Raw genomic sequence first — 21,814 nt, forward strand, 5'->3', positions numbered from 1 at the left:
GCTCAGGCCCCCAGCCAGTAGGCGTGCAGGGCGCGGGCCAGGAGGGGCCCGTCGGCCACGGCGCACATCTCGCGCTGGGAGTGCATGGACAGCAGGGCCTGGCCGACGTCGATGGTGGTGATGCCGAGCCGGGTGGCGGTGATGGGGCCGATGGTCGAGCCGCAGGCAACCGCATTGTTCGATACGAAGTCCTGGCTGGGCACGCCGGCAACCGCGCAGGCCCGGGCCCACACGGCCGCGCCGACGGCGTCGGTGGCGTAGCGCTGCTGGGCGTTGATCTTGAGCACCGGCCCCCCGCCCAGGACCGGCCGGACCACCGGGTCGTGGAGGTGGCCGTAGGCGGGGTGGGCGGCGTGGGCGGCGTCGGCCGAGACGCACAGGGAGCGGGCGATCATGGCGGCCCGGGCCTCGCCCTCGACGCCCAGGGCCCGGGACAGGCGCTCAAGGATGCTCTCCAGGAAGGGCCCGCCGGCACCCGAGCGGGTGCTCGACCCCACCTCCTCATGGTCGTTGGCCACCATGAGGAGGGGCCCGGTGGGGGTGTGCCCGCCGGGTGCGGCGGCCTCCTCCAGGGCGCACAGGGCGGCGTGGACGGAGGAGAGGTTGTCCAGCCTGGCCGAGGCCAGCATCTCCCCGCGCAGCCCGAAGCGCGCCGGGGCCTGCGTGGGGTAGGTGACGACGTCGTGGAGGGCCAGGTCGTGCGGGTCGATCCCGGCCAGCTCGCACAGGTGGCGCTCGGGGGCGTCGGGGCGGGCCCACTGGCGCAGGGCCTCGGGGTCGGAGCCCGGGGCCGGCAGCGACCACAGGGGCATGAGGTGGGCCTGGCGGTCCAGGTGGAGGGAGTCGTTGACGCTGCGGTCCAGGTGGGGGGCCACCTGGGCGACGCGCGCCACGGGGCCGGTGCGCACGAGGCGGACGGCGCCGTCGCGGGTGACCAGGCGCCCGGCCAGCCCGAGCTCGCGGTCCAGGAAGGAGTTGAGCAGGGGCCCGCCGTAGACCTCCACGCCCAGGGCCTGGATGCCGTCGCGCACGACGGCGGCCCGCGGCTTGAGCTTGAGGGCCGGGGAGTCGGTGTGGGCGCCGACGATCCTCCAGCCCGCATCGGCCTCCAGCCGCTCGGGCAGGAGCCAGGCGATGATGGCGCCGTCGCGGACGGCGTAGCCGCGGGCAGGCGCCCCCTCCCAGGCCTCGGTCTCCCGCATCCGCTGGAAGCCGGCTGCCTCCAGGCGGCGCGCCGTCTCGGCGGCGGCGTGGTAGCTGGAGGGGGAGGCGGTCACGAAGCTGATGAGGGAGTTGGTGTAGGCCTCCTCATCGCGCAGGGGGCCGGGAGCGGCGGCCGAGGCTGCGGGGCCGGGGCTGTCGGCGACGGCGGTGCCTGTGGGCTCAGTGGGCTCAGACGAGGTGGCGGGCTCGGAGTCGGGGGTCGTCATGGGCCCAGTGTGTCACTGGGGCGGTGTGTTTCAGTGTGTTGCTGCGCTGCCGCACGGCCGGGGCCCGGCCCTGCGCCGCCCGGCCGCCGCACCGCGCCTCCCAGCCGCACCGCCCGGCCGCCATGCCGCCCAACTGCCCCACGAGCGGGCCCCAAGCACCAGGGCAGGAACAGCACCGCGCAGCCAGGTGCACCTCCCCGGGCGGTGGTCGACGCCGTCGGCGCGGGCAGGGCCTGGGTGCGCACCAGGAGGGTCCGGCGCTCCGGGAGGCTGGTGGGCGCGGCCGGCAGGGTGCAGCATGGCTGCTGCTCGGCTGGAGCCCAGTCGGGCCTGTTGAGCGCCTGGGATCGCCTGTCCGGGGCCTCTGGGGCCTCTGGGGCTCAGGATCGGCGTCGGTTGGCGGAAAGAGCGTCGCTTCGCGACTTCGACGCCACCTACAGGGTACGTCCATTCCGCGAAGTGACGCCCTTGTCGCGAAGTGACGCCCAACCGCGCCCCCTCACCGCCGGCACTGGCCCGGCCCGCTCCAGCCCGCGCCCCCGGGCGGCGCGGCTCCCCCGGCACAGCCTCCGCCCAGCCGATCCAGCGCTCCGGGACGAGCCCGGCCCCGGTGGATCGTCCCGGCCACGCCGCCCCCGCACCACGAGCTGTCCCTCGCACCGGGGTGGAAGCCGGCAGGAGAGGCGGCACCAGGAGCACACGTCGGCAGCGGCCCCCGAGGGCCGGAGGCCAACGAGCTCACCGCCGTCGCCCTGGACCCAGCGGGCGCTTCCCCACCGGGGGCGGGTGGCAGACTTCGCCCATGACTCCGATGCCCCCTGCCGCAGCAGACGACCCCTCCGCAGCCGCCCCCGCAGCTTTTCCGCCCGCGAGCGCCGTGCGCGCCGTTCTGCTGGATGCCGACGGCGTCCTCCAGCTCATCGGCACCCCCTGGGAGCAGGCCCTGGCCGCAGGCGGCGGCCCGAGCTTCGCCCGGGCCCTGCTCGATGAGGAGGTCGACGCGCTGGAGGGCCGCGAGGACCTGCGCGACCTGCTGGCCCGCCTGGTCGAGCGCCTGGGGCTGGAGGCCGGCACCGAGGAGCTGCTCGACCTGTGGTGGCGGGCCACCCCCGACCCCACCGCCTGGCAGGTGGTGCGCGACCTGCGCGCCAGCGGCTACCTCACAGTCCTGGCCACCAATCAGCAGCATGAGCGCCGGGACTGGATGCGCACCGTGCTGGGCTATGACGGCCTGTGCGACCTGGACGCCTACTCCTGCGAGGTGGGAGCGGCCAAGCCCAGCCCCGACTTCTTCCACCGGGTCCTCGCCCTGGCGGGGGTCAGCGCCGAGCAGGCCCTCTTCGTCGATGACAATGCCGAGAACATCTCCGTGGCCCAGAGCCTGGGCATCCGCTCCATCCACCACCCGGCCGACGCCGGAGGCCGGGTGCTGCGCCGCGAGCTGGCCGAGGAGCTGGGCCGGGCCCAGCCCCCGGTGCGCCCCGAGGCCTGAGCCATCGGGGCACCAGCACTGCCCTGCGCCGGTGCCGAGCAGGCCCCGCCCGGGGCCGGCCGGGCACCGCACCCACGCGGGTCTCCTCCTCCGTCGGGAGGAGGGGACGACGTCGTCGAACTCATCCTGAAGGAGACTTGCCACCGGGACCGGGCGGGGGAAGACTCGCCCACAGTGCCCGCATCGCCGACGTCGAGTGCCCCGCACCACCAGGTGCGACAACGACGCAGGCAGGGGCCGTTCAGAACAGCCCAGAGAAACGGAGGCCCCATGGCGACCACGACGCACACCGACCCGGTGCCGTTGGAGCGCCTGCGGGTACAGGACCCGCAGCCGGGCTCCTCGCGTCGTGCCCCCATGCGCTTCCAGGCGCTCATCCACGCCATCCACCGCCGTCTGCCCGCAGTGCTGCGCCGCCGCGTGCCGGTGACCTTCATCGGCTACGCGATCATCAACGGCTCGGCCTTCCTGCTGGACATCGCCTTCCTGTGGTTCCTCTACGAGAAGCTGCACTGGTTCTACCCGCTGGCGGTCACCGTGGGCTACGCCATCGCCGGGCTCTACTCCCTGCTGCTCAACCGGTGGCTGAACTTCCAGGCCCACGGCCACCTGGTGGCCCAGGGCTCGCGCTACGTGGTGGGCCTCATCAGCCAGTACGTCATCTTCATCCTGGGGCTGTCCTCCCTGCTGCACTGGCTGGGGATGAACGCCGAGCTGGCACGGTTCCTGTCGGCCTGCTGCGAGGGCGTCTACCTGTATGTGCTCATGCGTCTGTGGGTCTTCCGCGGTGTTCCCGAGCCCGAGGGCTCCTGAATCACAGGGCCCTGCGGCGCCCGGCCCAGGGGGCGCGGGCCCCGGCTCCCCTCACTGCCCCGCCGGCGCCTCCCGGGAGCTGAGGAGGCTCAAGAACGACGTCGTTTCGCGAAAAGCGCGTCACTTCGCGACGTGAACACCCCTCACAGGTGTCGCCTCCGTCGCGAAGTGACGCCTCCGTCGTGAAGTGACGCCCAACCTGTCCCGCCGTCCTGTCCCGCCGTCGACCGGCGACCCCTCACCAGTAGGCGCGGGTGGTGAGCGTGGGGCCGTCGAGCTCGGTGTAGCCCGCATCGGTGACACTGACGGGGCGGCGGGTGGCCTCCCACTGCTCGCGGGAGGGCCGCACGACGCGCACCCGGTAGCCGTCGCGCTCCCAGGCCCGCCGCAGCCCCTCCCCCATGTCCGGGCTCTCCCAGGCCAGCTGGGCGGCGTGGGCGCACTGGGCGGCGAGCTTGCCGGAGGTCATCTCGTGGAAGGGCGTGACCTCGATAGTCACCAGGGCGTCGACGGTGGTCGACTCCGCCCCCAGGTCGATGACACCGCCTGCCTGCGCCAGGTCGGCGAGGCCGGCGGTCACGGCGGCAGGCGGGGGCGGCAGATCCTCACCGCTGGGGAAGTGGGTGCCCTCCACCTGGGTCCTGGCCAGCGCCGCGGGCAGTGGCCGCACGGGGGCGGGCACGAAGGCACGGGCGGCTGCCGTCCCCCACCCCAGCGGCCCCTCCTGGGTGACGGTGACGCCGGGGAGCCGCCCGATCTCCTCCCACCGCTTGCCCCGGGCTCGGCGCACGAGCTTGCGGATGCGCCCGTCGCGCCAGTGGACGACGTCGTCGTGCCAGGGGCCGCCGGGGGCCGACTCGGGGGCGGCCAGGAGTGAGACGACCGCCCTGGCGGCAGCCTCGGCGACGTCGATGCGGCGGGGCGGGTGGACCTTGTCGTAGCGCACGGCGATCTGCATGCCCCAGGGCACCGGGTGGTCAGCGCCCGGGGGTATGGCGGCGGGGCGCTCAGTCGTGGGACGCTCGGGGTGCGGGGCGGGCGGTGGCGCTGCTGGATCGGGCACGGCCACGAGCCTACGGCGGGGCTGACCGGAGTGGCGGTACCGCCCCGGCCCTGGCCCGCAGACCTCTGCCCGCCCTCCTCCCGTGGTCGGATGAGGAGCAGGCGCCTCTCCTCCTCCAGCCGCAGGGCAGGGCCGCCACCGAGCACTAGATTCCTCCCATGACATTCACCCAACCGTCGTCGCCCACGACCCCCGGCGCCGACCCGACTCACGCCCCGTCCTCCCCCGCCATCGAGCGGCCCACGCTGTTCAACGGCGCCACCACCCATGGAATGATGGGGATACGCCAGCTCCGGCACCGCTGCGAGATCCCCCTGGTGACCGCGGCTTCCATCGTGGCGGTGCTGCTCTACACGACCTGGATCGCCCTGGTCGTCTGGCTCATCGCCGTTCCCGACCCCACGGGCACCGGAGCGGACCTCCGCCGCCTCATCATCGACGATGCGCAGGGCACCGAGCTGCTCCTGGCGCTGCCCGCCCTGCCCCTGATCATCTGGATGGGGCGCGCCCTGCTGTACGCCGACCTGCGCGCACGGTCGGTGCAGATGAGCCCCACGCAGTTCCCGGAGGGCTACCGGATGGTGGTCGAGGCGGCCCAGAGCTACGGCCTGCGCCGGGTCCCCGACGCCTATGTGGTCCTGGGGCAGGGGCAGATCAACGCCTTCGCCTCCGGGCACGGCTTCCGGCGCTTCGTGGCGGTCAACTCCGACCTGTTCGAGGTGGGTGGCAAGGCCCGCGACCCCGAGGCGCTGCGCTTCGTCATCGGCCATGAGGTGGGCCACCTGGCCGCGGGGCACGTGTCCTTCGGACGTACGCTGCTCAGCTCGCTCATCGGCCAGGTCCCCCTGCTGGGGCCGGCGCTGTCGCGGGCCCAGGAGTACACGGCGGACAACCACGGCTACTCCCAGGCGCCCCGGGGCGTGACCGGGGTGATCGGCCTGCTGGGGGCGGGCAAGTACCTGGGCGCCCAGGTCAACCTGCACGCGGTGGCCGACCGCGCCACCCGCGAGAGGGGCTGGTGGCTGCACCTGGCCGCATGGTCGGGCTCCCACCCGGTGCTGACCTGGCGCGCGCATGCCCTGCGCGACCGCAGCCGTCACGGGCGGCTCATGATCCGGCCCCCGGAGTCCACGGCCTGGTTCCCACCGGTCCAGCCCTCGGGCAGCATGTTCTCCTCCCTGTGGCCCACGCCCAGTGAGGTCCTGGCCCGCTTGGACTCCACCACGCCTCGCGTTCACGCCGAGGAGCAGTTCGGGCGCTACCCGGGTGTGGACTACCGCGTGCCGCGCGACGAGGTGCGCCTGGCCGACCCGACGCCGGTGCCGCTCGTCGGCGCCGTGCAGTCGGCCGGTCCCGCGGTGGGCTCCGGTTCGCTCGACGGCGGGGCGGCGTCCCAGGCGCCAGTCGGCTACGGGACCACCGTGACCGGGCCCGACGCCGGCCCGGTGGGCTACGGCACGACGCCGACCGGGGCCGCGGGCTCAGGCTCGCCCGACGCCGGAGGGGGCCACGGTCCCCTTCCCGGGGCGTCGTCGGGGCCGGGCGCCGAGCCGACGACGCCCCAGCCCTGAGCTGAGGCCACTGGGGCCCGCTGCCGCGCCGGGAGCACGGGGTGCGCTCGGCGCGGCGGCGTCCCCGGCCCAACTCATGACGGGGCCCGGCGTGGCCGGCATGACGAGGCGGGGCTGGGCCCGGCGTGGCCGGCGGGGCTGGTGCGCGCTCTGCGGCTCCTCCACCCTGTGGGGCGGGGCGCCGAGTCGGCCCCCCGCCCTCGGCCCGCCCAGCCCCCCCTCGCCTCACTGACTGAGTGTTACTGGGTCCTACTGGGGGGCGATGGCCCCGGCCGCGGCGGTCAGCCGCTCCAGGTGCTCGCGCATGCGGGAGGCACCGGTGACCACCTCAACGGCGCTGCAGCGGGCGGCGGCCTCGTCGAGCTCGGCGAGCCGCTGGCCGACCGACTCCACCACGCCCGAGGCGGCGCAGGACAGCTCGGCCGCGGCCCCGGGCAGGGCGGGGTCGCCGGCGGAGGGCGAGCCGGTCCACAGCATGAGCAGCTGGCGGGGGATGGTCATCATGCGGCTCGCCTCCCCGATGCAGGACAGGGCCTGGTCGGCCAGGGCGCGGTGCGCCTGGGCCTGGCGCTCCATCTCCCCCAGCCCCTGGGTGAGGGTCTCGATGAGGTCGGGGATGGCCTCGGCCGAGTACTGGCGGTCCCCAACGCCGTCGATGAGCTCGACGGTGAACAGCGCGGTGATGGTCGCGTGCAGGCGGGCCAGGGCGATGCGGAAGCGGGTGCGCGAGCTGTTGGCGTCGAGCTGGGCCAGGACGTCGACCAGGCGGGACACCAAGGGGCTGACGATCCCCTGCATCTGGCCCCACAGGTCCAGGAGCTCGGCCAGGGGCGCGACCCGCGGGTCGCTGCGGTCCAGGGCCGCGATCCGCTCGGCGCTCAGGCGCGGATCCTGGAGGGTCTCGGTCAGGCCCCTGCCGGCGGCCTTGAGCGAGGCGGACAGGGCGGCCAGCTCCTCCTGCCGGGCCATCCAGGAGTCGAGCTCGGCGATGATGGCGGTGACGGCCTCCAGCATGCTGCGCAGCTCCCCGGTGGCGCCGGGGCGCTGGGGCAGGCCCTCGGAGAGCTCCTCGCGGCGGGCCACCTCGGCGGGCAGCGCCGCGTTCTGGAACTCCTCGTAGGAGGACAGCCCCGCCTGGGCGAGCATCTCGGCGATCCGTCCCAGCCCCTCCTGGGAGGCCTCGCGCCGGTTGCGCCCCCGGGCCAGGGCGCTGTCCTCCACGGCGCGGGCGTCGCGGTAGATGCCGCAGGCGGTGGAGAACAGGTCGGTGCACACCGGGCGGGTGCGCACCGAGAGGTAGCCGCCATCGGCCAGGGGCGTGACGGTGGCGAAGACGTCGTACTCGCTGCCGTCGGCCGCGAGGTTGCGCACGTAGGCGGCGAAGGGGCTGCCCGTCTGGAGAGTGTCCCACATCGCCTTGAAGGCGCCGCCGGGCATCTCCGGGTGGCGGATGATGTTGTGGGGCGCCCCAGAGAGCTCGTCGCGCCGGTAGCGGGAGAGCTCGATGAAGACATTGTTGGAGTGCCGGATAACGCCGCGGGCATCCGTGGTGGAGAAGAACAGCTGGTCGACTCCGACCTCGTGAGTGGCTCCGGTGACCTTCACAGCAGGCATGAGACAGAACTCCTTGAGGGGACTCGCGTGATAGACGGGTGCGGCTGCCGGGAGCCGACTCGGCACGATCGGGCGTCCGACGATCGAGCGGGCCCGGAGGCTCGCGGCATCGGCTCCCTCCTGGCGGCGGCGCTGGAGGGAGCGGCGACGAGCGGCCTGAGGCAGGCGGCCCGACCAGTACCGTCGCGCCGTCGGCCGCCTCGGCAGTCACGGAATCATAACGCCGTTGAAGCGGCTACTTCTCCCCCTGTTGCCGAACGCACGTCCGCAACAGGGCTCCGACCGCCCGGTCGGGGGCATCGTGCGCACGGCCACATCCTGGGAGAAACTTCCCAGACTGTTCTCAGGCCAGGTGAAGTGCTTCTACAGCAGAGGGGGGTTACATAGTTGTTGCCGCCGGACGGAACCGGTCGAGAGGGTTGGGGAGCCCGATGACCGGCCGGCCTCCGAGACACGGAGCGGGTCTATTGGGAGCCCGCACCGTTCGCTCCGGCGAAGGAGGAAGGCCTCCCCGGACTAAGGGAATCCGGGTTGAGGGCCTCCTCGACGACAACGGCCCGCGGGGCCGGGTGAGAGCCCGGACCCGCGGGCCACGTCCGTTCCAGCGCGATCCGGCGGCCAGTCGGCCATGACGACCCGCCGGCGCCGCCCGGTGGCCTGCCAACCAGCGTGGCCCGTCCTTCGAGGCCGCCGAGCCCGGCCCGCCTACGGCGCCGTCGAGCCCAGCCCGCCCGCACCTGTGCCCCGCGCCACCGCGTCGTGCCCTCCGCCCCGTGCCCGACGGCGGGGCCCGCCCGGTCGGGCGCGGGCGGCGACTACCTGATGAGCCGGGGCAGCAGGCGGGTGTAGGCCACCATGACCACCAGCTCCACCAGCGTCTGGGCCACCACGACGATCGCCGCCGGCTCCAGGCCCCGGGGAAGCGCCAGGGCCAGGGGCAGGACCACCAGGGAGTTGCGGGTCGTGCCGGAGAAGGCCAGGGCCAGGCGCGAGGCAGCGCCCTGCCCCAGGAGCCGGCCGACCCCCTCCCCCACCGCCGGCATGATGAGGGCGTAGAGCAGGTAGATCGGCAGCACTCGCGCCAGCAGCCCCGGGTGGGCGCTCACCGCATCGACCTGGGAGGCCACCACCGTGGCCAGGGTGGCCATCATGAGCGGCACCATGAGCGCCGTCGCCCCCGCCTGGAGCCCGGCGGCCCACCGCCGGCGGTCGGCCGCCCATCGGGTGAGCACCGAGAGCCCCAGCGGGATGAGGATCATGAGCAGGAAGGCCCAGGCGAAGGGCCGCCAGCTGATCGCGGCACCACCCGCCAGGGCCGTGAGCCACAGTGGCAGCATGAGGATCTGGAGGAGCATAAGGACCGGCGAGGCCGCCAGGGTCCGGCTCCACGCGCCTCCGGCCAGCCGGGTGAAGACCATGACGTAGTCGACGCAGGGAGCCAGCAGCACCAGCAGTACCCCGACCAGGAGCGCGGGCGCATCGGCGAGCGGGCGCAAGAGGACCAGGACCACCAGCGGTGCGATGAGGAAGTTGACGACCAGGATCGCGGCCATGAAGCGCCCGTCGGTGAAGGCCGCGCGCAGGCGGGCCATGGGCACTCCCAGGAAGGTGGCGTAAAGCAGGGCCACGAGCACCGGGGTGACCGCGGCCTCGAAGGCCCCGGCGCGCTGGGGCAGGGCCAGCCCCACAACAGCACCGAGCGCCAGGGCCGCCAGGTAGAGGGCCACTTGGTGGCGCTCCATCCAACTGAGTGCGTCCCCGCCTGTGCTCATGGGGCAACGGTAGCCAGTCGCCGCCCGGTCGCGAGCCCCGTCTCCACCTGGCCGCCACCTGGCCGCCACCGGGCGGCGTCGTCGGGCCCCGCGGAGCGGGCGAGCCGGGGCGGCGTCGTCGGGCATCCCACCCGCCCCGACGCCGCCCGGCAGGAGGCCCGGGACTCAGTCCACGGGGTAGCCGGTGACGGGCCCCTCGGTGTTGGGCTTCCAGCCCAGGGCCGGGGCGACGTGCTCGGCGAAGGCCTGCAGGACGTGGACGTTGTAGTCCACCCCGAGCTGGCTGGGGATGGTGAGCATGAGGGTGTCGGCGGCCTTGATGGCCTCGTCCTTGGACAGCTCCTCGATGAGGACGTCGGGCTCGGCGGCGTAGGTGCGCCCGAAGGTGGAGTGCAGGCCGTCGATGATGCCGTAGTGGTCCTGGTCGTCACCCGCGCGCAGGGCGAAGAGCTGCTCGTCGGCTTGGGAGACGATGGGGAAGATCGAGCGCGAGACGCTCACGCGCGGGCTCCAGTCGTGGCCGGCCTGCTTCCAGGCCTCGCGGTAGCGCTGGATCTGCTCGGCCTGGAGGTCGGAGAAGCTCTTGCCGGTGACCTCGGTCAGCAGGGTGGAGCTCATGAGGTTGAGGCCCTGGCGGGCGGTCCACTCGGCGGTCTCGCGCGTGGCCGCGCCCCACCACAGGCGCCGGTCGACGCCGGGCGAGTGCGGCTCGACGCGCAGGCGCAGTGGCTCGCCGGGGATGACGCCGTTGCGCGGGTCGAGCTCGGCCTGCGGGATGCCGCGCACGGCCTCGAGGAACCGGGCGGCGTGGGCGCGGGCGATGTCGGCTCCGCGCGGGTCCTTGGTGCCGGTGTAGCCGAAGGCCTCCCAGCCGCGCTTGGCCTGCTCGGGGGAGCCGCGGGAGATGCCGATGGCGATGCGCTGGTCGGTGAGCAGGTCGAGGGCGGCGACCTCCTCGGCCATGTACAGCGGGTTCTCGTAGCGCATGTCGATGACGCCGGTGCCCACCTCGATGCGGGAGGTCCTGGCGCCCGCGGCCGCCAGGAGCGGGAAGGGGGAGGCGGCCTGGCGGGCGAAGTGGTGCACGCGCCAGTAGGCGCCGTTGACGCCGATCTCGTCGGCGCCGACGGCGATCTCGACGGCGTCCTTGAGCGCCTGGCCCGCGTCGGGGTCGCCGGGGCCGCGGCCGTGTCCGTAGTGTCCGAAGCTGAGGAATCCGAATGCCTTCATACAGGATTCAACTACTTGAGGCCGGGCCCCCATTCCGCATCCATGTGTCTCGCTCATCACAGGGGCGCCCGGCGGGCACGCACCCGCCGGCGGTGGGCGATCCGGCTCCGGCGGGCACGGGACACGCGGCGCGGGGCAGTCGTCCCCATCGCCCCCGCCTCAGGAGCCTTCTACAGTAATAGGTGATGGAGGTGCCCCGATGGGCATGTCCATGAGCATCGACGGAAGGACACCGCAATGAAGCGCCACCTCACCACACGAGCATCAGCAGCACTTGCCCTGGCCCTGTCCCTCATGCTGACCGGCTGCCAGAGCACCACCAGCACGAGCAGCTCGACCCCCGAGGCCTCCGAGTCCTCCACCTCCCTGGCCATGGAGCGGGAGCCGGGCGGACTGACCGAGTCGGGGGACCAGACCGAGCTGTCCGACCCCGCCACCGAGACTGGCTCCGCCACGCCGTCGGCGGAGGACACCGACTCCTGCTCGGGCCTGAGCGGGCAGGAGGCCCTCCAGACCTGGGGAGGCCAGGTGGCGCCCGCCAAGGACGACGACCCCAAGTGGCAGTGGGACCTGGAGGCCGCCGACACCAGCACCTATGACGAGTGCGCGGCGCTGTCCTGGGTGGTCCTGGGCATCCACGGGCCCACGGGCTCCTCCCCCTACCAGATCATGCTCTTCCACCAGGGGCAGTACATCGGGGTCACCTCCGACCAGGCCTTCGCCTTCGCGCCCCAGGTGGCGCGCATCGATGACGGCAGCATCGAGGTCACCTACACCTGGACACGCGAGGGCGAGACCACCGCGAGCGCGAGTGGCCGGTCTGTCTCCGTGTTCACCTGGGATGAGGCCTCCGGCGGCGTCGTCCACTCCGGGGAGTGGCCGCCGTCCGTTCAGTAGCCCAGCCACCCCGCCCCCTGGCCCCGGTTGCACATCTTCACCACCGGCCCCCACCGCCGACCGGCGCCATGGCAACAAGAACCCCGGCGCACCGGCCCCGAAGATGTGCAACGGCCGGGCCCGCAGGGTGGGCGAGGCCGCTCAGGCTCCGCCGTCGAGCATCCTGACGAGCCTGGCGGGCGCGGTCACGCGGTAGGACTCCTCGATGAGCTCGGCGATCTCCACCCAGTCGGTGGACTCATCCAGTAGCAGGCCCACCCACCCGTAAGGGCCGATGTAGCCGGGGATGTAGGCGGCGGGGCGGTCGAGCACCGCCTGCCGCTCGTCCTCGGGCAGGAGCACGCCGACGGAGATGGGGCTGTGGTCCCACACGCCATCGACCTTGCGGCTCATCCCGAACCAGGCGAAGACCTTCTTGGTGTAGAAGGCGGGGCGGCCCACGGAGAGCTTCTCCTTGGCCTCGGGCAAAGCCAGGGCGATGCGGCGCACGCGCTCGATGTCGGGGTGATCAGGCGGGAAAGGCGGCAGGTGACCCATGCCTGGGGACCCTAGGAGGGGGCCGGGGGGTCGTCAAGGCACCGGCGGCGTCGTCCACTCCGGGCAGTGGCGTCCGTCCAGTAGACCACCCCCTCCCGGGTTGCACATCCTCACCACCGGCCCCCACCACCGATCGGCGCCATGGCAACAAGAACCCCGGCGCACCGGCCCCGAAGATGTGCAACGGCCAGGCAGGGCCCGCCCGATCGCTCCGGCCCGGTACCAGCCCGGCCCCGTGTGGGCCCAGGGCCGGCCGGGCACAGGCCTCACCCGCTGAAGCCGCCGGGAAGGCCCACGATGTAGCTCTCCACCGCCCGGCCGCCGACGTCGGAGGCGAAGATGATCCGGCTCAGGTCGCGTGAGGCGCTGGCCTGGGGCTCGGCGAAGTAGGCGCCGTCGTCCTGCGACCCCTCCCCCACGCGGGTGTGGGCCACGTTGAGGACCCGCCCGCCGGGGGCCAGCTCGACCAGCCAGACCTTGCGGTACTCGGCGCGCAGGGTGGGGGCGGGGCGGGTCTGGCCGTGGTCGGCGGTGTCGGCGTAGGTGGAGACCACCGCCCAGCCCGGCCGGTCGAAGGCCTGGCCACTGACGTGCAGGGCGTAGGCCTCCCCCTCGGCGGGGTAGAGGGTGTGCAGGGGCGTGCGCCGCCCGGTGGCCAGGTCGATGGCGACCAGCTCGCCGGCCCCGTAGTCGGCGTAGACCAGGTAGTCCTGGCGCTGGGGGCCGAAGGCCAGGTCGGAGTGCTCCGAGCCGGTGGTCAGCTGGCGAGAGGCGGAGAAGTCGCGGGTGAAGGCGACCGTGCCGCCCTGGCCATCGAGCCAGGAGGCCACCGCGTAGTCCCCGGAGGCCGAGGTGCTCACGTGGTCGGGCACCGCGCCGGGCACCGGGAAGTCCGCGGCGTCCAGGGTGGAGACCACCGCGCGGTCGATGAGGTCGACCACCACCAGGCCGTAGGCGGTGGTGGTCTGGGCGCCCTCGTCGTAGCGGGTGGCCATGAGGGTGAGGTAGCGGCCGTCGGCGCTGGTGGTGCCCTCCCCCTTGGTCCAGTAGGAGGTCGCCTGCGGCCAGGGGGCGGTGTCCTTGAGATTGATGACCTCGCTGGTGGTCCGGGCCTTAACGTCGTAGGTGCGCCAGAGGGTGCCGCCGTTGCGGTCGGTGAAGTAGATCAGGGCCGGGTCGGTGGCGTGCCAGATCGGCTCGCAGTCCCCGATCAGCTCGGGGACCTGCCCCAGGTGGGCGAAGGTGGCGCCGTCGTAGAGGTGCCAGGCGCCGGTGCCGTCCTGGGCGAGGTAGCGGGAGTTGTCGGCGTTGAAGGCCTGGCGGCGGCTGTACTCGTGGCGCATGCGCCCGCCCCCGCCGTCGCCGGCATCGGTGGCCCGGTAGAGGCGGGTGGAGTAGGCGGGGTCGAGGACGGCATCCTCCAGGCCGGTGGGCCGCGCCGGGGGCTCCATCGGCTCGATCGGGTCGGCGGACAGCTCGGTGAGGGCGAAGTCGCCGGGGTAGAGGGAGTCGAAGGGGTTGGGAGGCAGTGTGCCCGGGCCGCCGGCGCCGGCCGCCTGGCCCGGGGACGATGCCGTGCAGGCCGTGAGCCCCAGGGGGCCGGCTGCGCTGGCAGCTGCGGCCATCCAGGGCCAGGCCAGCAGGGATCGGCGGGTGGGGGCGGTAGAGCGGTCTCGGGGAGTCATCGGACCCTTTCGTCACGGCGCAGGCGCGGTCGTAGGAGACGGCGAAGGAGGCGGTGGCGCTCCAGGCGCGCCCCGCCCGGTGCTCACCAGCAAGCGCAGAGGGGGCCCGGGGAGCACCCCGGGGAATCTAGCAGGCCGAGGCGCGCAGCGCCCCGCCACCGGTGGGCTGCATGACGGGGCGGAGTGGTGGGAAGGAGCCCATGGGGGTGTGGGAGGCCGGGCCCCTGGTGGGCTGCGGGGCGCTCGGGCCCCGCAGGGCGCCGCAGATCTCGTAGCGGCGCTCCACGCCATGGGTGACCGTGCCCCATTCGCTGGTGGCGGCGCGCTCCTGGTGGGAGCGGAAGGCGGCGGCGTCGGCGAAGACCTCGTGGACCTCCCAGATGAGGGGGTCATCAGTGGGGTGCACGTCGAAGGACAGGCAGCCCGGCTCGGCAAGGGAGGCGGCGATGTGCTCGGGCAGGAGGCGGCTGACGGCCTCGGCCTGATCCTGCTCGGCGCAGATCAAGCGGCCGCTGAGCACCACCCGCTCCGGTGCGGGCGAGTCGAGGGTAGGTTGCAGGGCCGCCCCGTTCCAGTCCGTGCCGGCGCCCAGCTCGAACTCCCATTCGCGGCGCACGAGACCGCCAGTCACCTCGAAGACCTCCAGGGAGCGGTCTCCCGCGCCGCTGACGAGCAGCACCACCACGGTGGCCTCGTCTTCAGAGGCGATCGCCTGGTGGAGGCGGAAGCGGCTCGCAGAGTCCTTGGCCCCGGCGTAGAACTGGCGGAGCCTGTCGACGTAGGCCTGGGGGCCGCGAACCACCTGGGTGCCGATGCGCCACTCCACCTCCGGGTGGAGGCAGGCCGCCAGGGCCTCCCAGTCGCGGGCGTTCTCAGCCTCGAAGAGGGCCTCCAGGATCTCCAGGGGCGCTGCGAAGGTCGACGCGGACGTCGTCGCTGCAGAGGTCATGGGCCTATCTCCTGTGGTCGACGGGTGCCGGTGCGGTCGAGGGTGGCAACCGCCAGGGTTCACGGGAACTCCCTCGTCCGCTCGACAGCCTACCCAGGATGAGGGCGGCGCAGGGCCGTTTTCAGAGCGCATCCTCAGGCTCTGCCGGCGGGCCGACGGCGATGGCATGGCCAGGCGGGATCGCCCCGGAGCTTCCGGTGCGGACGCCGACCACCGCACGGGCCCGCCACTTCCCGCCGGGCCGCCCGCGTTCCGCTGGGCCGCCCGCATATCGCTGGGTGACTCGCATCCTGCTGGCCCATACTGCGCCTCCTGAGCCAGCGGGATGCGGGTGACCCAGCGAGAATCGAGTCACCCAGCAAGGGGCGGGTCACTCGGCGGCGCGGGCCGGCGTGGAGCGGGCGTCATAGCAGTATCGATCCGGTTCAACTGCCTTCGATGGCCTCATCGACCATGATCGCACCGCCTGGCCGTTCATGGAGCGCCCTGTCGAGCGCCTCTCGGATCTTCTCCTCCTCGCCGCTGCCGTTGGTCGGCAGCGCCAGGACGTCAACACCATAGGCCGCCAGGATCGACTTCTTGGTCTCGTCACGCTCCTGCTGCACTGGATTGTTCTCATGAAAGGCGGTGCCGTTGACCTCGATGGCGAGCAGGAGCCTGCGGGAGGCCTTGTGGTAGACGGCGAAGTCCACGGCGGAGACAGAACGAACGAACTTCCGCTGCCGATCACTGAGGAGGGAGGTGTCGGGCAGCAGGTCGCGCAGTCGCACCTGCGGCAGGACTGCGAGGTGCTGATAAGCAGGATCGGTGAGAATATCACCCAGCAGGGTCCACATGATGTTCTCAGAGAGGAACTTGCTCCCACCATCCACCCGGGCGGCGAAGTGCGCGAGCCTCTGCGAGTACTCCCGATAGAGGAGGTCGAAAACAGAGAGGACCTGCCCGTCGACGATCTGATCGGGGTCCTGGAATCGGATATAATCGATGAGGGCCTTGATGTGAGTACTGCGAGGCACCCCATCACGATTCGTCACAAGGACGAATCGGTCCTTGGCTCTGGAGACTGCAACGTTGAGGAGACGGGGATCGTCGACGAAGCGAAGCTTGATATGCCCGAGCCTGGTCTCATCGACAACCGTGCTGAACACCATCTCCCGAACACCGCGCCCCTGGAACTTGTGCACGGTCTGGACGCTCCAGTATCGCTCACCGACGTCCTCGAAGCGCTCACCTAGCGCTTCATTGATCCTCTTCGCTTGAAGACGGTAAGGGGTGCACACTCCAAGATCATAATCGTTCCCCACCATCTCGTCTTGACGGCCAGAGTCAATCCCCAAGTCCTCCAGGATCCCATCAAGATACTCCTCAATCTCACTGACCTCGCGGCGATTATCTGTCCCCTTCTCCGCCCCCTTATTGGATGATCTCATATGATTTCCCGGAGCGGTCCTAATGACGGCGAGCGGGGCATCCGATTTCACATCACCAGCAGGCCGGCAGGGGATGAGTGCGCCCTCGTAGTACATCTGGTTGCAGAACTCAGCGATCGCCGGCACGCACCGGAAATGCTCCTTGAGCATCGTGCGGGGCAGTGCAGGACCGTAAATGTCGGCCACGGAGGACAGAATTGAGTGCGCATCAACATCATATCCTGGCGCAGGCGGCACAGGAAGCCTCTCCCCCGACCTCATGCTCTTCTTGTCCAGGATAGGCCCGAGCTGCTTGAGGTCCCCGACGATCACGACATTGCGCGCACGGCTCATGGCCAAGGCGGCAGCGAGTGGATTGGTCTGGGACACCTCATCGATGACCACCCAGTCCAGAAGGGTCCCCTCGCTCAGGTTCCAACGGATGGAGTGGCATGTGGTCAGCACCACCGGATACTCCGCGATGAACTCAGGGGTCCGCTTGAAGATCGCCCCCTCCCTCTCATCAAAACACGCCCTGGCTTGCCCTGAATAGCGACGCCTCAGCTCCCGCCCCAGTAATCCGAACGATAGTTCCTCATGATTCGCCCTGATAGCATCGGCATCCAGATTCTCCAGCTCGCCCTGCAGTAGGAGCTCCTCCTCCTTCAACTCCTCGATCCGGTTGGCATAGAATGCTTTTTCCAGTCGCAGGACGGTCGCAGCATCGGTTGGGTCAAGATCCTTGAGCCGGCCGTACCGGAAGTATCTGCGCACCCGGGGAATGAGGCCAGCGATTCCATGGGGGAGATCTGGAAGAAGATGCGTCTCAGCGAGGTAATCAAGGATGCGCTCAGAATCCTTGCGCAAGAGCGGCAGTGAGGTGAGATCCGGAAGCTCGTCACTTGCGGCGCGACGGTCGAGGTGCGCCGCCTCCAGGGCATAGGCGTCAATGAGGTTGCGCAGGACCGCCAATTCGCGAGTCGCCCTCCAGACGGTCAGGAGCTGCCGCTCCGAGGCCAATACCTGATCGGCAAGACTCTCCGCAGGATCCACCTCCTCCCCACCGGGCCCCAGGCCCGCAGTCGGCACAGGAAGTGGCTGAAGCGGCTGCTCAAGCCACCGCTCCAGCCTGACATTCCTGGCCTCCCTGCCGGTCTCCGGATCACGATCATCCTGATCATGAAGAAACTTCTTGACCCTCTTGGAGCTTCCCACGCGGGCGGCAACGAAATCGATCCCCAGATCCTCCAGCTTGTCCCTCACGTTGTCGACGGCGGCATTTCCGAAGGACACCACGCCGACACTCTTCCCGGGATCCAGAAGGATATTGGCGATGAGATTGAGGATCGTCTCAGTCTTCCCCGTTCCGGGCGGCCCATCAATGACGCTGACCTGGTGGCTCAGAGCCTTGACGACGGCATGGCGTTGATCCTCGTTACTGCGGAAGGGGAGGATGACGGGACCTCCAGGAAAGGAGGTCGTGGAGTTTCGCCCCTCCAAGTAGGCGGCCAGGGCGCTCTCCGGGTGAACGAATCGCATGCGCTCATAGGAGCCGCGCAGCAGACCAGTACATCTATCATCGCATCCTGAGCGCCCTGCATTCGCGGAGCCTCTCGGCTCAAGCACCTCAACGGCGCGACGCAAGTAGTCGAGCACATGCGCCGGCCCACCGGCATGGGCACTTGACCGCACCCTGGAGAACTCCTCAATGGGGCAGGTCCTGCTTGCCGGGGACCGCCCCTTACGATGACGGCTGACGCGAACCATCGAGAACCGGTCATCCCACTGATCCACGAACACCGTGACGGTCAGCGGCGGGGTCCAGTACTCGCCGGAGAGGACCGCCACCTCGTCGGGAGGAAGCTCGAAGGAGGTGTGGGGCCTGAGCAGCCGGGCGGCGGGGTGCCTATAGCTACACGACCCCCCTTCGGAGCCGTCTTTTCGGGCGTAGGTCACCTTGAGCTGCTTTCTGTCGACATGAGCGCTGATGCCATAGACCCTCCATGTGCAGTCACGGAGTGGGCCACCCTCGCTCTGAGGAGCCATCACAAGCATCTCGTTCGGGTTGATCACAGCATCATCTCCCGGGAAGGTGAATTTATCAGGCTGTTACCAGCCTATTCTCCCGGCGCGAGGCTGTCAGCGGATTGGGCTCAGGATCTGGACGGACTCGTCCGGAGGCGAGCCCTCATCAACCGCCGCGCCCGCACCGAAGCTGCGCGGTGGGCAGTCCGGCCCGGGACGTACGGGCCAGGATGGTGGCCGCCTCCCGGGGCAGCCCGATAGCCGGCAGGGCTTGGAGCCGATGCTCCAGGGACTCGGCGCCCACCTGGGGGCGGCACAGGCAGTCAAGGTACTCGGCATGGAGAGCGCATGTCTCCAGGAGATCCGAGTCGAGATCCCATGCTGCTAGTTGTACTTCCCTGTGAGGTTGTGAACGCGGCTGGCGGGGGTTTGGCCGTTGATGGCGGTGTGGGGTCGGTGGTGATTGTAGTGGTGGAGCCAGGCCTGGTAGGCGGTCTCGCGCTGGGTCTGGCTGGTGTAGGTGTGGGCGTAGGCCCACTCGTCTTGCAGGGTGCGGTTGAAGCGCTCGACCTTGCCGTTGGTCTGCGGCTGGTAGGGACGGGTGTAGCGGTGCTTGATGCCGGCTGCGGACAGGACCTGGTTAAAGGCCCGTGAGCGGTAGCAGGCCCCGTTATCTGTCATGACAGCGCCGACAGTGATGCCCAGGTCCTCGAAGAACGCCTTGGCGCGCTGAAAGAACCCCGCGGCACTTTCCTGGGTCTGGTCGGCCAGGATCTCGGAGTAGACCACACGCGAGTAGTCGTCTATCGCGTGGTGGATGTACCGGTAGCCTCCGACCGGGCCGCCCCGGCGGCGGGTGCGGGTCTTGGCGCGGTCCGCGGCCAGGGCGGGCGCTGAGCCACGTCCGTGAGCGCGCCAGCCCCCGCCGTCGGGGATGCGGCCGAGCTTCTTGATATCGACATGCACCAACTGGCCCGGGGCACTCTTTTCGTAACGCACCGGCGCAGGGCGGCGCACCGCCAGCCCGGTGGCCCGGTCCACCTCGGCCAGGCGGGGCATGCGGTAGCGCTCCAGGACCCGCCCTACTGTGGAGCGTGCCAGGCCCAGGTGGTAGGCGATGCGGTGGGGCCCCCACCGGCGGTTGAACCTCAAGGCGATGATGCGCCGCTCAGTGCGCCTTGCCAGCCGCCCTGGGCTGTGGTGGGGACGGGCGGAGCGGTCCTCCATGGGCTGGCCGGCCCGGTACCGGCCCACCCACCGGCTGGCGGTGGCCGGCGAGACCTGGAAGCGCTCAGCCGCCCGGCGCACGGGCCATCCCTGCTCGACCACCAGGACAGCAAGACGACGACGCCCCTCAGGGGTCAGTGGTGCGTTAGCGTGGGTCATGAAGGCCTCCGGTCAGTGATGCGAGTGTGTCAACCCACATCCTGCCGGAGGCCTTCACTCACCACCCACCCCGTTCACAACCTCCCGAGGAAGTACAGCTAGTTCTCCCAGCATGCGGATCATCGGGAAGGCCACCGGCGCTGGCGCTGCTCGCAGGTCCTCCGCCAGAAGCCTCGTCAGGGTCTCTACAGCCGCCTGGCTGTCAGGGATCGGGATGCCGCAGCGCTCGATGAGCCGCTCAACGATCGGCGCGGTCTGAGACCGCACGGGCTGGGCGGGCAGGCAGGCAAGTTCAACGACTTCTTCGATCTCTGCCCCCACTCCTCACGGGTGAGCAGCCAGGTGGCCAGGTCTACCCATGTTCCGGGCTCCATCGCCCGGCAGCACTCACAGGCCATGGCTGCTGCCACGATGCGGCGCAGTTCCTTCTGTACCACCCGAGAACCCTACCCGTACCGCGATCGCTACCCACCTCTGCCCCTCGCATCCGGCTGGAGTTCCCGCGTTTCGCTGGGTGACCCGCCTTCTGCTGGCCCATACTGCGCCTCCTGAGCCAGCGGGATGCGGGTGACCCAGCGAGAATCGAGTCACCCAGCAAGGGGCGGGTCACCCGGCGGCGCGGGCCTCGAACACCATGATCGGCTGGCCCCCGGTGAAGGGGGTGCGCCGCCAGTCGCCCCACACGGCGGTGGCCTCGAACCCGGCAGCCGCGAGCTGGCCCCGCACAGTCCGCTCATCCCGGAAGGTCAGCAGCTGGTCGTGGTCCAGGCGCTCGCCACTGCCCTCGATGCGCGCGCAGCTGCGCAGCAGGACCCGGCCCGCATCGAGCTCGGCGACCTCGAACCACTCGGTGAGCTCGCCATCGGCGGTGCTCCGACGTCGGGGCTCGGCCCGGCCCACCCGATCCAGGCGCGGGCGGCGGGGTTGCGGGTCTCGAAGGCCAGGACGGCGCCGTCCCGGCAGGAGTGGCGCAGGTCGTGCAGGGTGCGCTGCCACTCGGGGTCGGGGATGTGCTGGGCGGCGTTGCCGGTGAGGATCATCAGGTCGAAGCGCTCATGCCGCCCGCACGCCAGGGCTCGGCTGTCGCCCTCCACCCAGGTCACCGCGGCCGCACCGGGGCGCCGGCGGGCGTGGTCGAGCATCGCCGTCGAGGGGTCCGCGCCGACGACGCGCCGGCCGGGTGCGGCCAGGGTGACGGTGAGTATCCCGGTGCCGCATCCCAGGTCGAGGATGTCGCGGGCATCGACCCGGTCCGCCAGGGCACGGTAGTAGTCGTGGTCGGGGCCGTCGGGGTTGTCCTGGTCGTAGAGGTCGACGATGCGCGGGTCGTAGTCCGGCGCACCCGGGCCGTAGGCGCCCCGGAGGAGGCCGGAGGCCGGGGGCATCACTGAGGCTCGCCCGGCGCGAGGGGCAGCGGGGAGGGGCGCAGCAGCCGGGTGGGCAGTGGCCCGCCGTAGATGTGCGGGAAGAGCTCGGAGTCGGGGTCGCTGGGGTCGCCCGGCTCCTCGCGCACCTCCAGGCCGTGGCCGGCCAGTGCCGCCTCATCGACCTGTAGCAGGACGACGTCGGGGCGATCGGGGTAGACGGCCTCCATGACGGCGCCGACCTGCTCAATGGTGGCGCAGCCGTGCACGAAGCCCTGCTGGGAGGCGAGCACGCCACGCGTGGACCACGGGTAGGTGCCGCGCCGCTGCGCCCGGGCCCAGTCCTCGGCCAGCGCGATGTGCAGGATCATGCGGCTCATCCTAGGGTTAAGTGGGGCGCTCGCCTGTCATCCGGGGCGTCCGGAGGCACCGGACCGGCCCGGCTCCCCGACTCGCGGACCACCCGGGCCGCCATGGCCGCGCCTCGGCCGCGAGGGCCGGTGGCGCCCCGGAGCGGCGGGGCGCGCGATACACTCGCCGCACCGGGCGGCGGCACAGCAGCCCGTGACCGGGCGGT

At 71.4% G+C, this 21,814-nt stretch carries 16 protein-coding genes; 4 read left to right on the forward strand and 12 right to left on the reverse strand.

From position 1 onward, the window contains the following. Positions 1-2: 2 nt before the first annotated feature. The gene (locus tag MANAM107_RS03235; RefSeq protein ID WP_223911061.1) at positions 3-1,430 is read right to left on the reverse strand and encodes a M18 family aminopeptidase; all 1,428 of its coding nucleotides are present in this window, start codon (positions 1,428-1,430) and stop codon (positions 3-5) included. An 802-nt stretch (positions 1,431-2,232) separates the two neighbouring features. On the opposite strand from MANAM107_RS03235, the gene MANAM107_RS03240 reads away from it, so the two are divergent. Both MANAM107_RS03240 and MANAM107_RS03245 read left to right on the forward strand, forming a co-directional pair. Then, the gene (locus tag MANAM107_RS03240; RefSeq protein ID WP_223911064.1) at positions 2,233-2,922 is read left to right on the forward strand and encodes an HAD family hydrolase; all 690 of its coding nucleotides are present in this window, start codon (positions 2,233-2,235) and stop codon (positions 2,920-2,922) included. Positions 2,923-3,192: 270 nt separating this feature from the next. After that, positions 3,193-3,735, forward strand: coding sequence for a GtrA family protein (locus MANAM107_RS03245; protein ID WP_223911067.1), 543 nt, complete (start codon positions 3,193-3,195; stop codon positions 3,733-3,735). Between the two features lie 238 nt (positions 3,736-3,973). Here MANAM107_RS03245 and MANAM107_RS03250 read toward each other — a convergent pair whose 3' ends face one another. Next, entirely contained in the window at positions 3,974-4,693 is a 720-nt protein-coding gene (locus tag MANAM107_RS03250) for an aminoacyl-tRNA hydrolase (RefSeq protein WP_223912815.1), read from the reverse strand. A 263-nt stretch (positions 4,694-4,956) separates the two neighbouring features. Between MANAM107_RS03250 and MANAM107_RS03255 the strand changes: the two genes are divergently transcribed. Beyond that, the gene (locus tag MANAM107_RS03255) at positions 4,957-6,369 is read left to right on the forward strand and encodes a M48 family metallopeptidase (protein ID WP_308443639.1); all 1,413 of its coding nucleotides are present in this window, start codon (positions 4,957-4,959) and stop codon (positions 6,367-6,369) included. A 249-nt stretch (positions 6,370-6,618) separates the two neighbouring features. On the opposite strand, the gene MANAM107_RS03260 is transcribed toward MANAM107_RS03255, so the two are convergent. The 3 genes from MANAM107_RS03260 to MANAM107_RS03270 all read right to left on the reverse strand — a co-directional run bounded on the left by MANAM107_RS03260 (position 6,619) and on the right by MANAM107_RS03270 (position 10,985). Then, positions 6,619-7,983 carry a PAS domain-containing protein gene (locus MANAM107_RS03260; RefSeq protein WP_223911071.1) on the reverse strand — a complete coding sequence of 455 codons (1,365 nt, stop codon included), beginning with the start codon at positions 7,981-7,983 and terminating at the stop codon, positions 6,619-6,621. 815 nt (positions 7,984-8,798) lie between these two features. Next, a complete protein-coding gene (locus MANAM107_RS03265) occupies positions 8,799-9,755 on the reverse strand; it encodes an arsenic resistance protein (protein ID WP_223911075.1) in 957 nt (318 codons plus the stop codon). Positions 9,756-9,920: 165 nt separating this feature from the next. Continuing rightward, positions 9,921-10,985, reverse strand: coding sequence for an LLM class flavin-dependent oxidoreductase (locus MANAM107_RS03270; RefSeq protein ID WP_223911078.1), 1,065 nt, complete (start codon positions 10,983-10,985; stop codon positions 9,921-9,923). A 237-nt stretch (positions 10,986-11,222) separates the two neighbouring features. Here MANAM107_RS03270 and MANAM107_RS03275 point away from each other — a divergent pair, with 237 nt between their 5' ends. Beyond that, the gene (locus tag MANAM107_RS03275) at positions 11,223-11,882 is read left to right on the forward strand and encodes an LppP/LprE family lipoprotein (RefSeq protein ID WP_223911081.1); all 660 of its coding nucleotides are present in this window, start codon (positions 11,223-11,225) and stop codon (positions 11,880-11,882) included. Between the two features lie 141 nt (positions 11,883-12,023). On the opposite strand, the gene MANAM107_RS03280 is transcribed toward MANAM107_RS03275, so the two are convergent. The 7 genes from MANAM107_RS03280 to MANAM107_RS03310 form a co-directional block, all read right to left on the reverse strand. Beyond that, a complete protein-coding gene (locus tag MANAM107_RS03280; protein WP_223911083.1) occupies positions 12,024-12,419 on the reverse strand; it encodes an MmcQ/YjbR family DNA-binding protein in 396 nt (131 codons plus the stop codon). A 266-nt stretch (positions 12,420-12,685) separates the two neighbouring features. Further along, on the reverse strand, positions 12,686-14,104 hold the full coding sequence (locus tag MANAM107_RS03285; RefSeq protein ID WP_223911085.1) for a hypothetical protein: 1,419 nt from the start codon (positions 14,102-14,104) through the stop codon (positions 12,686-12,688). Positions 14,105-14,231: 127 nt separating this feature from the next. Continuing rightward, entirely contained in the window at positions 14,232-15,053 is an 822-nt protein-coding gene (locus tag MANAM107_RS03290; RefSeq protein WP_263421918.1) for a nuclear transport factor 2 family protein, read from the reverse strand. Between the two features lie 425 nt (positions 15,054-15,478). Further along, positions 15,479-18,535, reverse strand: a complete 3,057-nt coding sequence (locus MANAM107_RS03295; protein ID WP_223911089.1) for a DEAD/DEAH box helicase — start codon at positions 18,533-18,535, stop codon at positions 15,479-15,481. 336 nt (positions 18,536-18,871) lie between these two features. Continuing rightward, complete coding sequence (locus MANAM107_RS03300) at positions 18,872-19,873, reverse strand: IS481 family transposase (RefSeq protein ID WP_223911092.1); 1,002 nt, start codon at positions 19,871-19,873, stop codon at positions 18,872-18,874. Between the two features lie 746 nt (positions 19,874-20,619). Then, complete coding sequence (locus MANAM107_RS03305) at positions 20,620-21,258, reverse strand: class I SAM-dependent methyltransferase (RefSeq protein ID WP_223911095.1); 639 nt, start codon at positions 21,256-21,258, stop codon at positions 20,620-20,622. Next, complete coding sequence (locus MANAM107_RS03310) at positions 21,258-21,608, reverse strand: DUF952 domain-containing protein (protein WP_223911098.1); 351 nt, start codon at positions 21,606-21,608, stop codon at positions 21,258-21,260. The genes MANAM107_RS03305 and MANAM107_RS03310 overlap by 1 nt, the downstream gene beginning before the upstream one ends. Between the last annotated feature and the right edge of the window lie 206 nt (positions 21,609-21,814).

Origin of the sequence: Actinomyces capricornis, from assembly GCF_019974135.1 — a bacterium.
GTDB lineage: Bacteria > Actinomycetota > Actinomycetes > Actinomycetales > Actinomycetaceae > Actinomyces > Actinomyces capricornis.

Excerpts from the sequence above, each read along its gene's own strand:
- MANAM107_RS03255 (WP_308443639.1), top strand. The coding sequence starts at position 4,957 with ATGACATTCACCCAACCGTCGTCGCCCACGACCCCCGGCGCCGACCCG.
- MANAM107_RS03250 (WP_223912815.1), bottom strand. The coding sequence starts at position 4,693 with ATGCAGATCGCCGTGCGCTACGACAAGGTCCACCCGCCCCGCCGCATC.
- MANAM107_RS03305 (WP_223911095.1), bottom strand. The coding sequence starts at position 21,258 with ATGCCCCCGGCCTCCGGCCTCCTCCGGGGCGCCTACGGCCCGGGTGCG.
- MANAM107_RS03300 (WP_223911092.1), bottom strand. The coding sequence starts at position 19,873 with ATGACCCACGCTAACGCACCACTGACCCCTGAGGGGCGTCGTCGTCTT.
- MANAM107_RS03245 (WP_223911067.1), top strand. The coding sequence starts at position 3,193 with ATGGCGACCACGACGCACACCGACCCGGTGCCGTTGGAGCGCCTGCGG.
- MANAM107_RS03260 (WP_223911071.1), bottom strand. The coding sequence starts at position 7,983 with ATGCCTGCTGTGAAGGTCACCGGAGCCACTCACGAGGTCGGAGTCGAC.
- MANAM107_RS03285 (WP_223911085.1), bottom strand. The coding sequence starts at position 14,104 with ATGACTCCCCGAGACCGCTCTACCGCCCCCACCCGCCGATCCCTGCTG.
- MANAM107_RS03240 (WP_223911064.1), top strand. The coding sequence starts at position 2,233 with ATGACTCCGATGCCCCCTGCCGCAGCAGACGACCCCTCCGCAGCCGCC.
- MANAM107_RS03265 (WP_223911075.1), bottom strand. The coding sequence starts at position 9,755 with ATGAGCACAGGCGGGGACGCACTCAGTTGGATGGAGCGCCACCAAGTG.
- MANAM107_RS03310 (WP_223911098.1), bottom strand. The coding sequence starts at position 21,608 with ATGATCCTGCACATCGCGCTGGCCGAGGACTGGGCCCGGGCGCAGCGG.
- MANAM107_RS03235 (WP_223911061.1), bottom strand. The coding sequence starts at position 1,430 with ATGACGACCCCCGACTCCGAGCCCGCCACCTCGTCTGAGCCCACTGAG.
- MANAM107_RS03275 (WP_223911081.1), top strand. The coding sequence starts at position 11,223 with ATGAAGCGCCACCTCACCACACGAGCATCAGCAGCACTTGCCCTGGCC.
- MANAM107_RS03290 (WP_263421918.1), bottom strand. The coding sequence starts at position 15,053 with ATGACCTCTGCAGCGACGACGTCCGCGTCGACCTTCGCAGCGCCCCTG.
- MANAM107_RS03270 (WP_223911078.1), bottom strand. The coding sequence starts at position 10,985 with ATGAAGGCATTCGGATTCCTCAGCTTCGGACACTACGGACACGGCCGC.
- MANAM107_RS03280 (WP_223911083.1), bottom strand. The coding sequence starts at position 12,419 with ATGGGTCACCTGCCGCCTTTCCCGCCTGATCACCCCGACATCGAGCGC.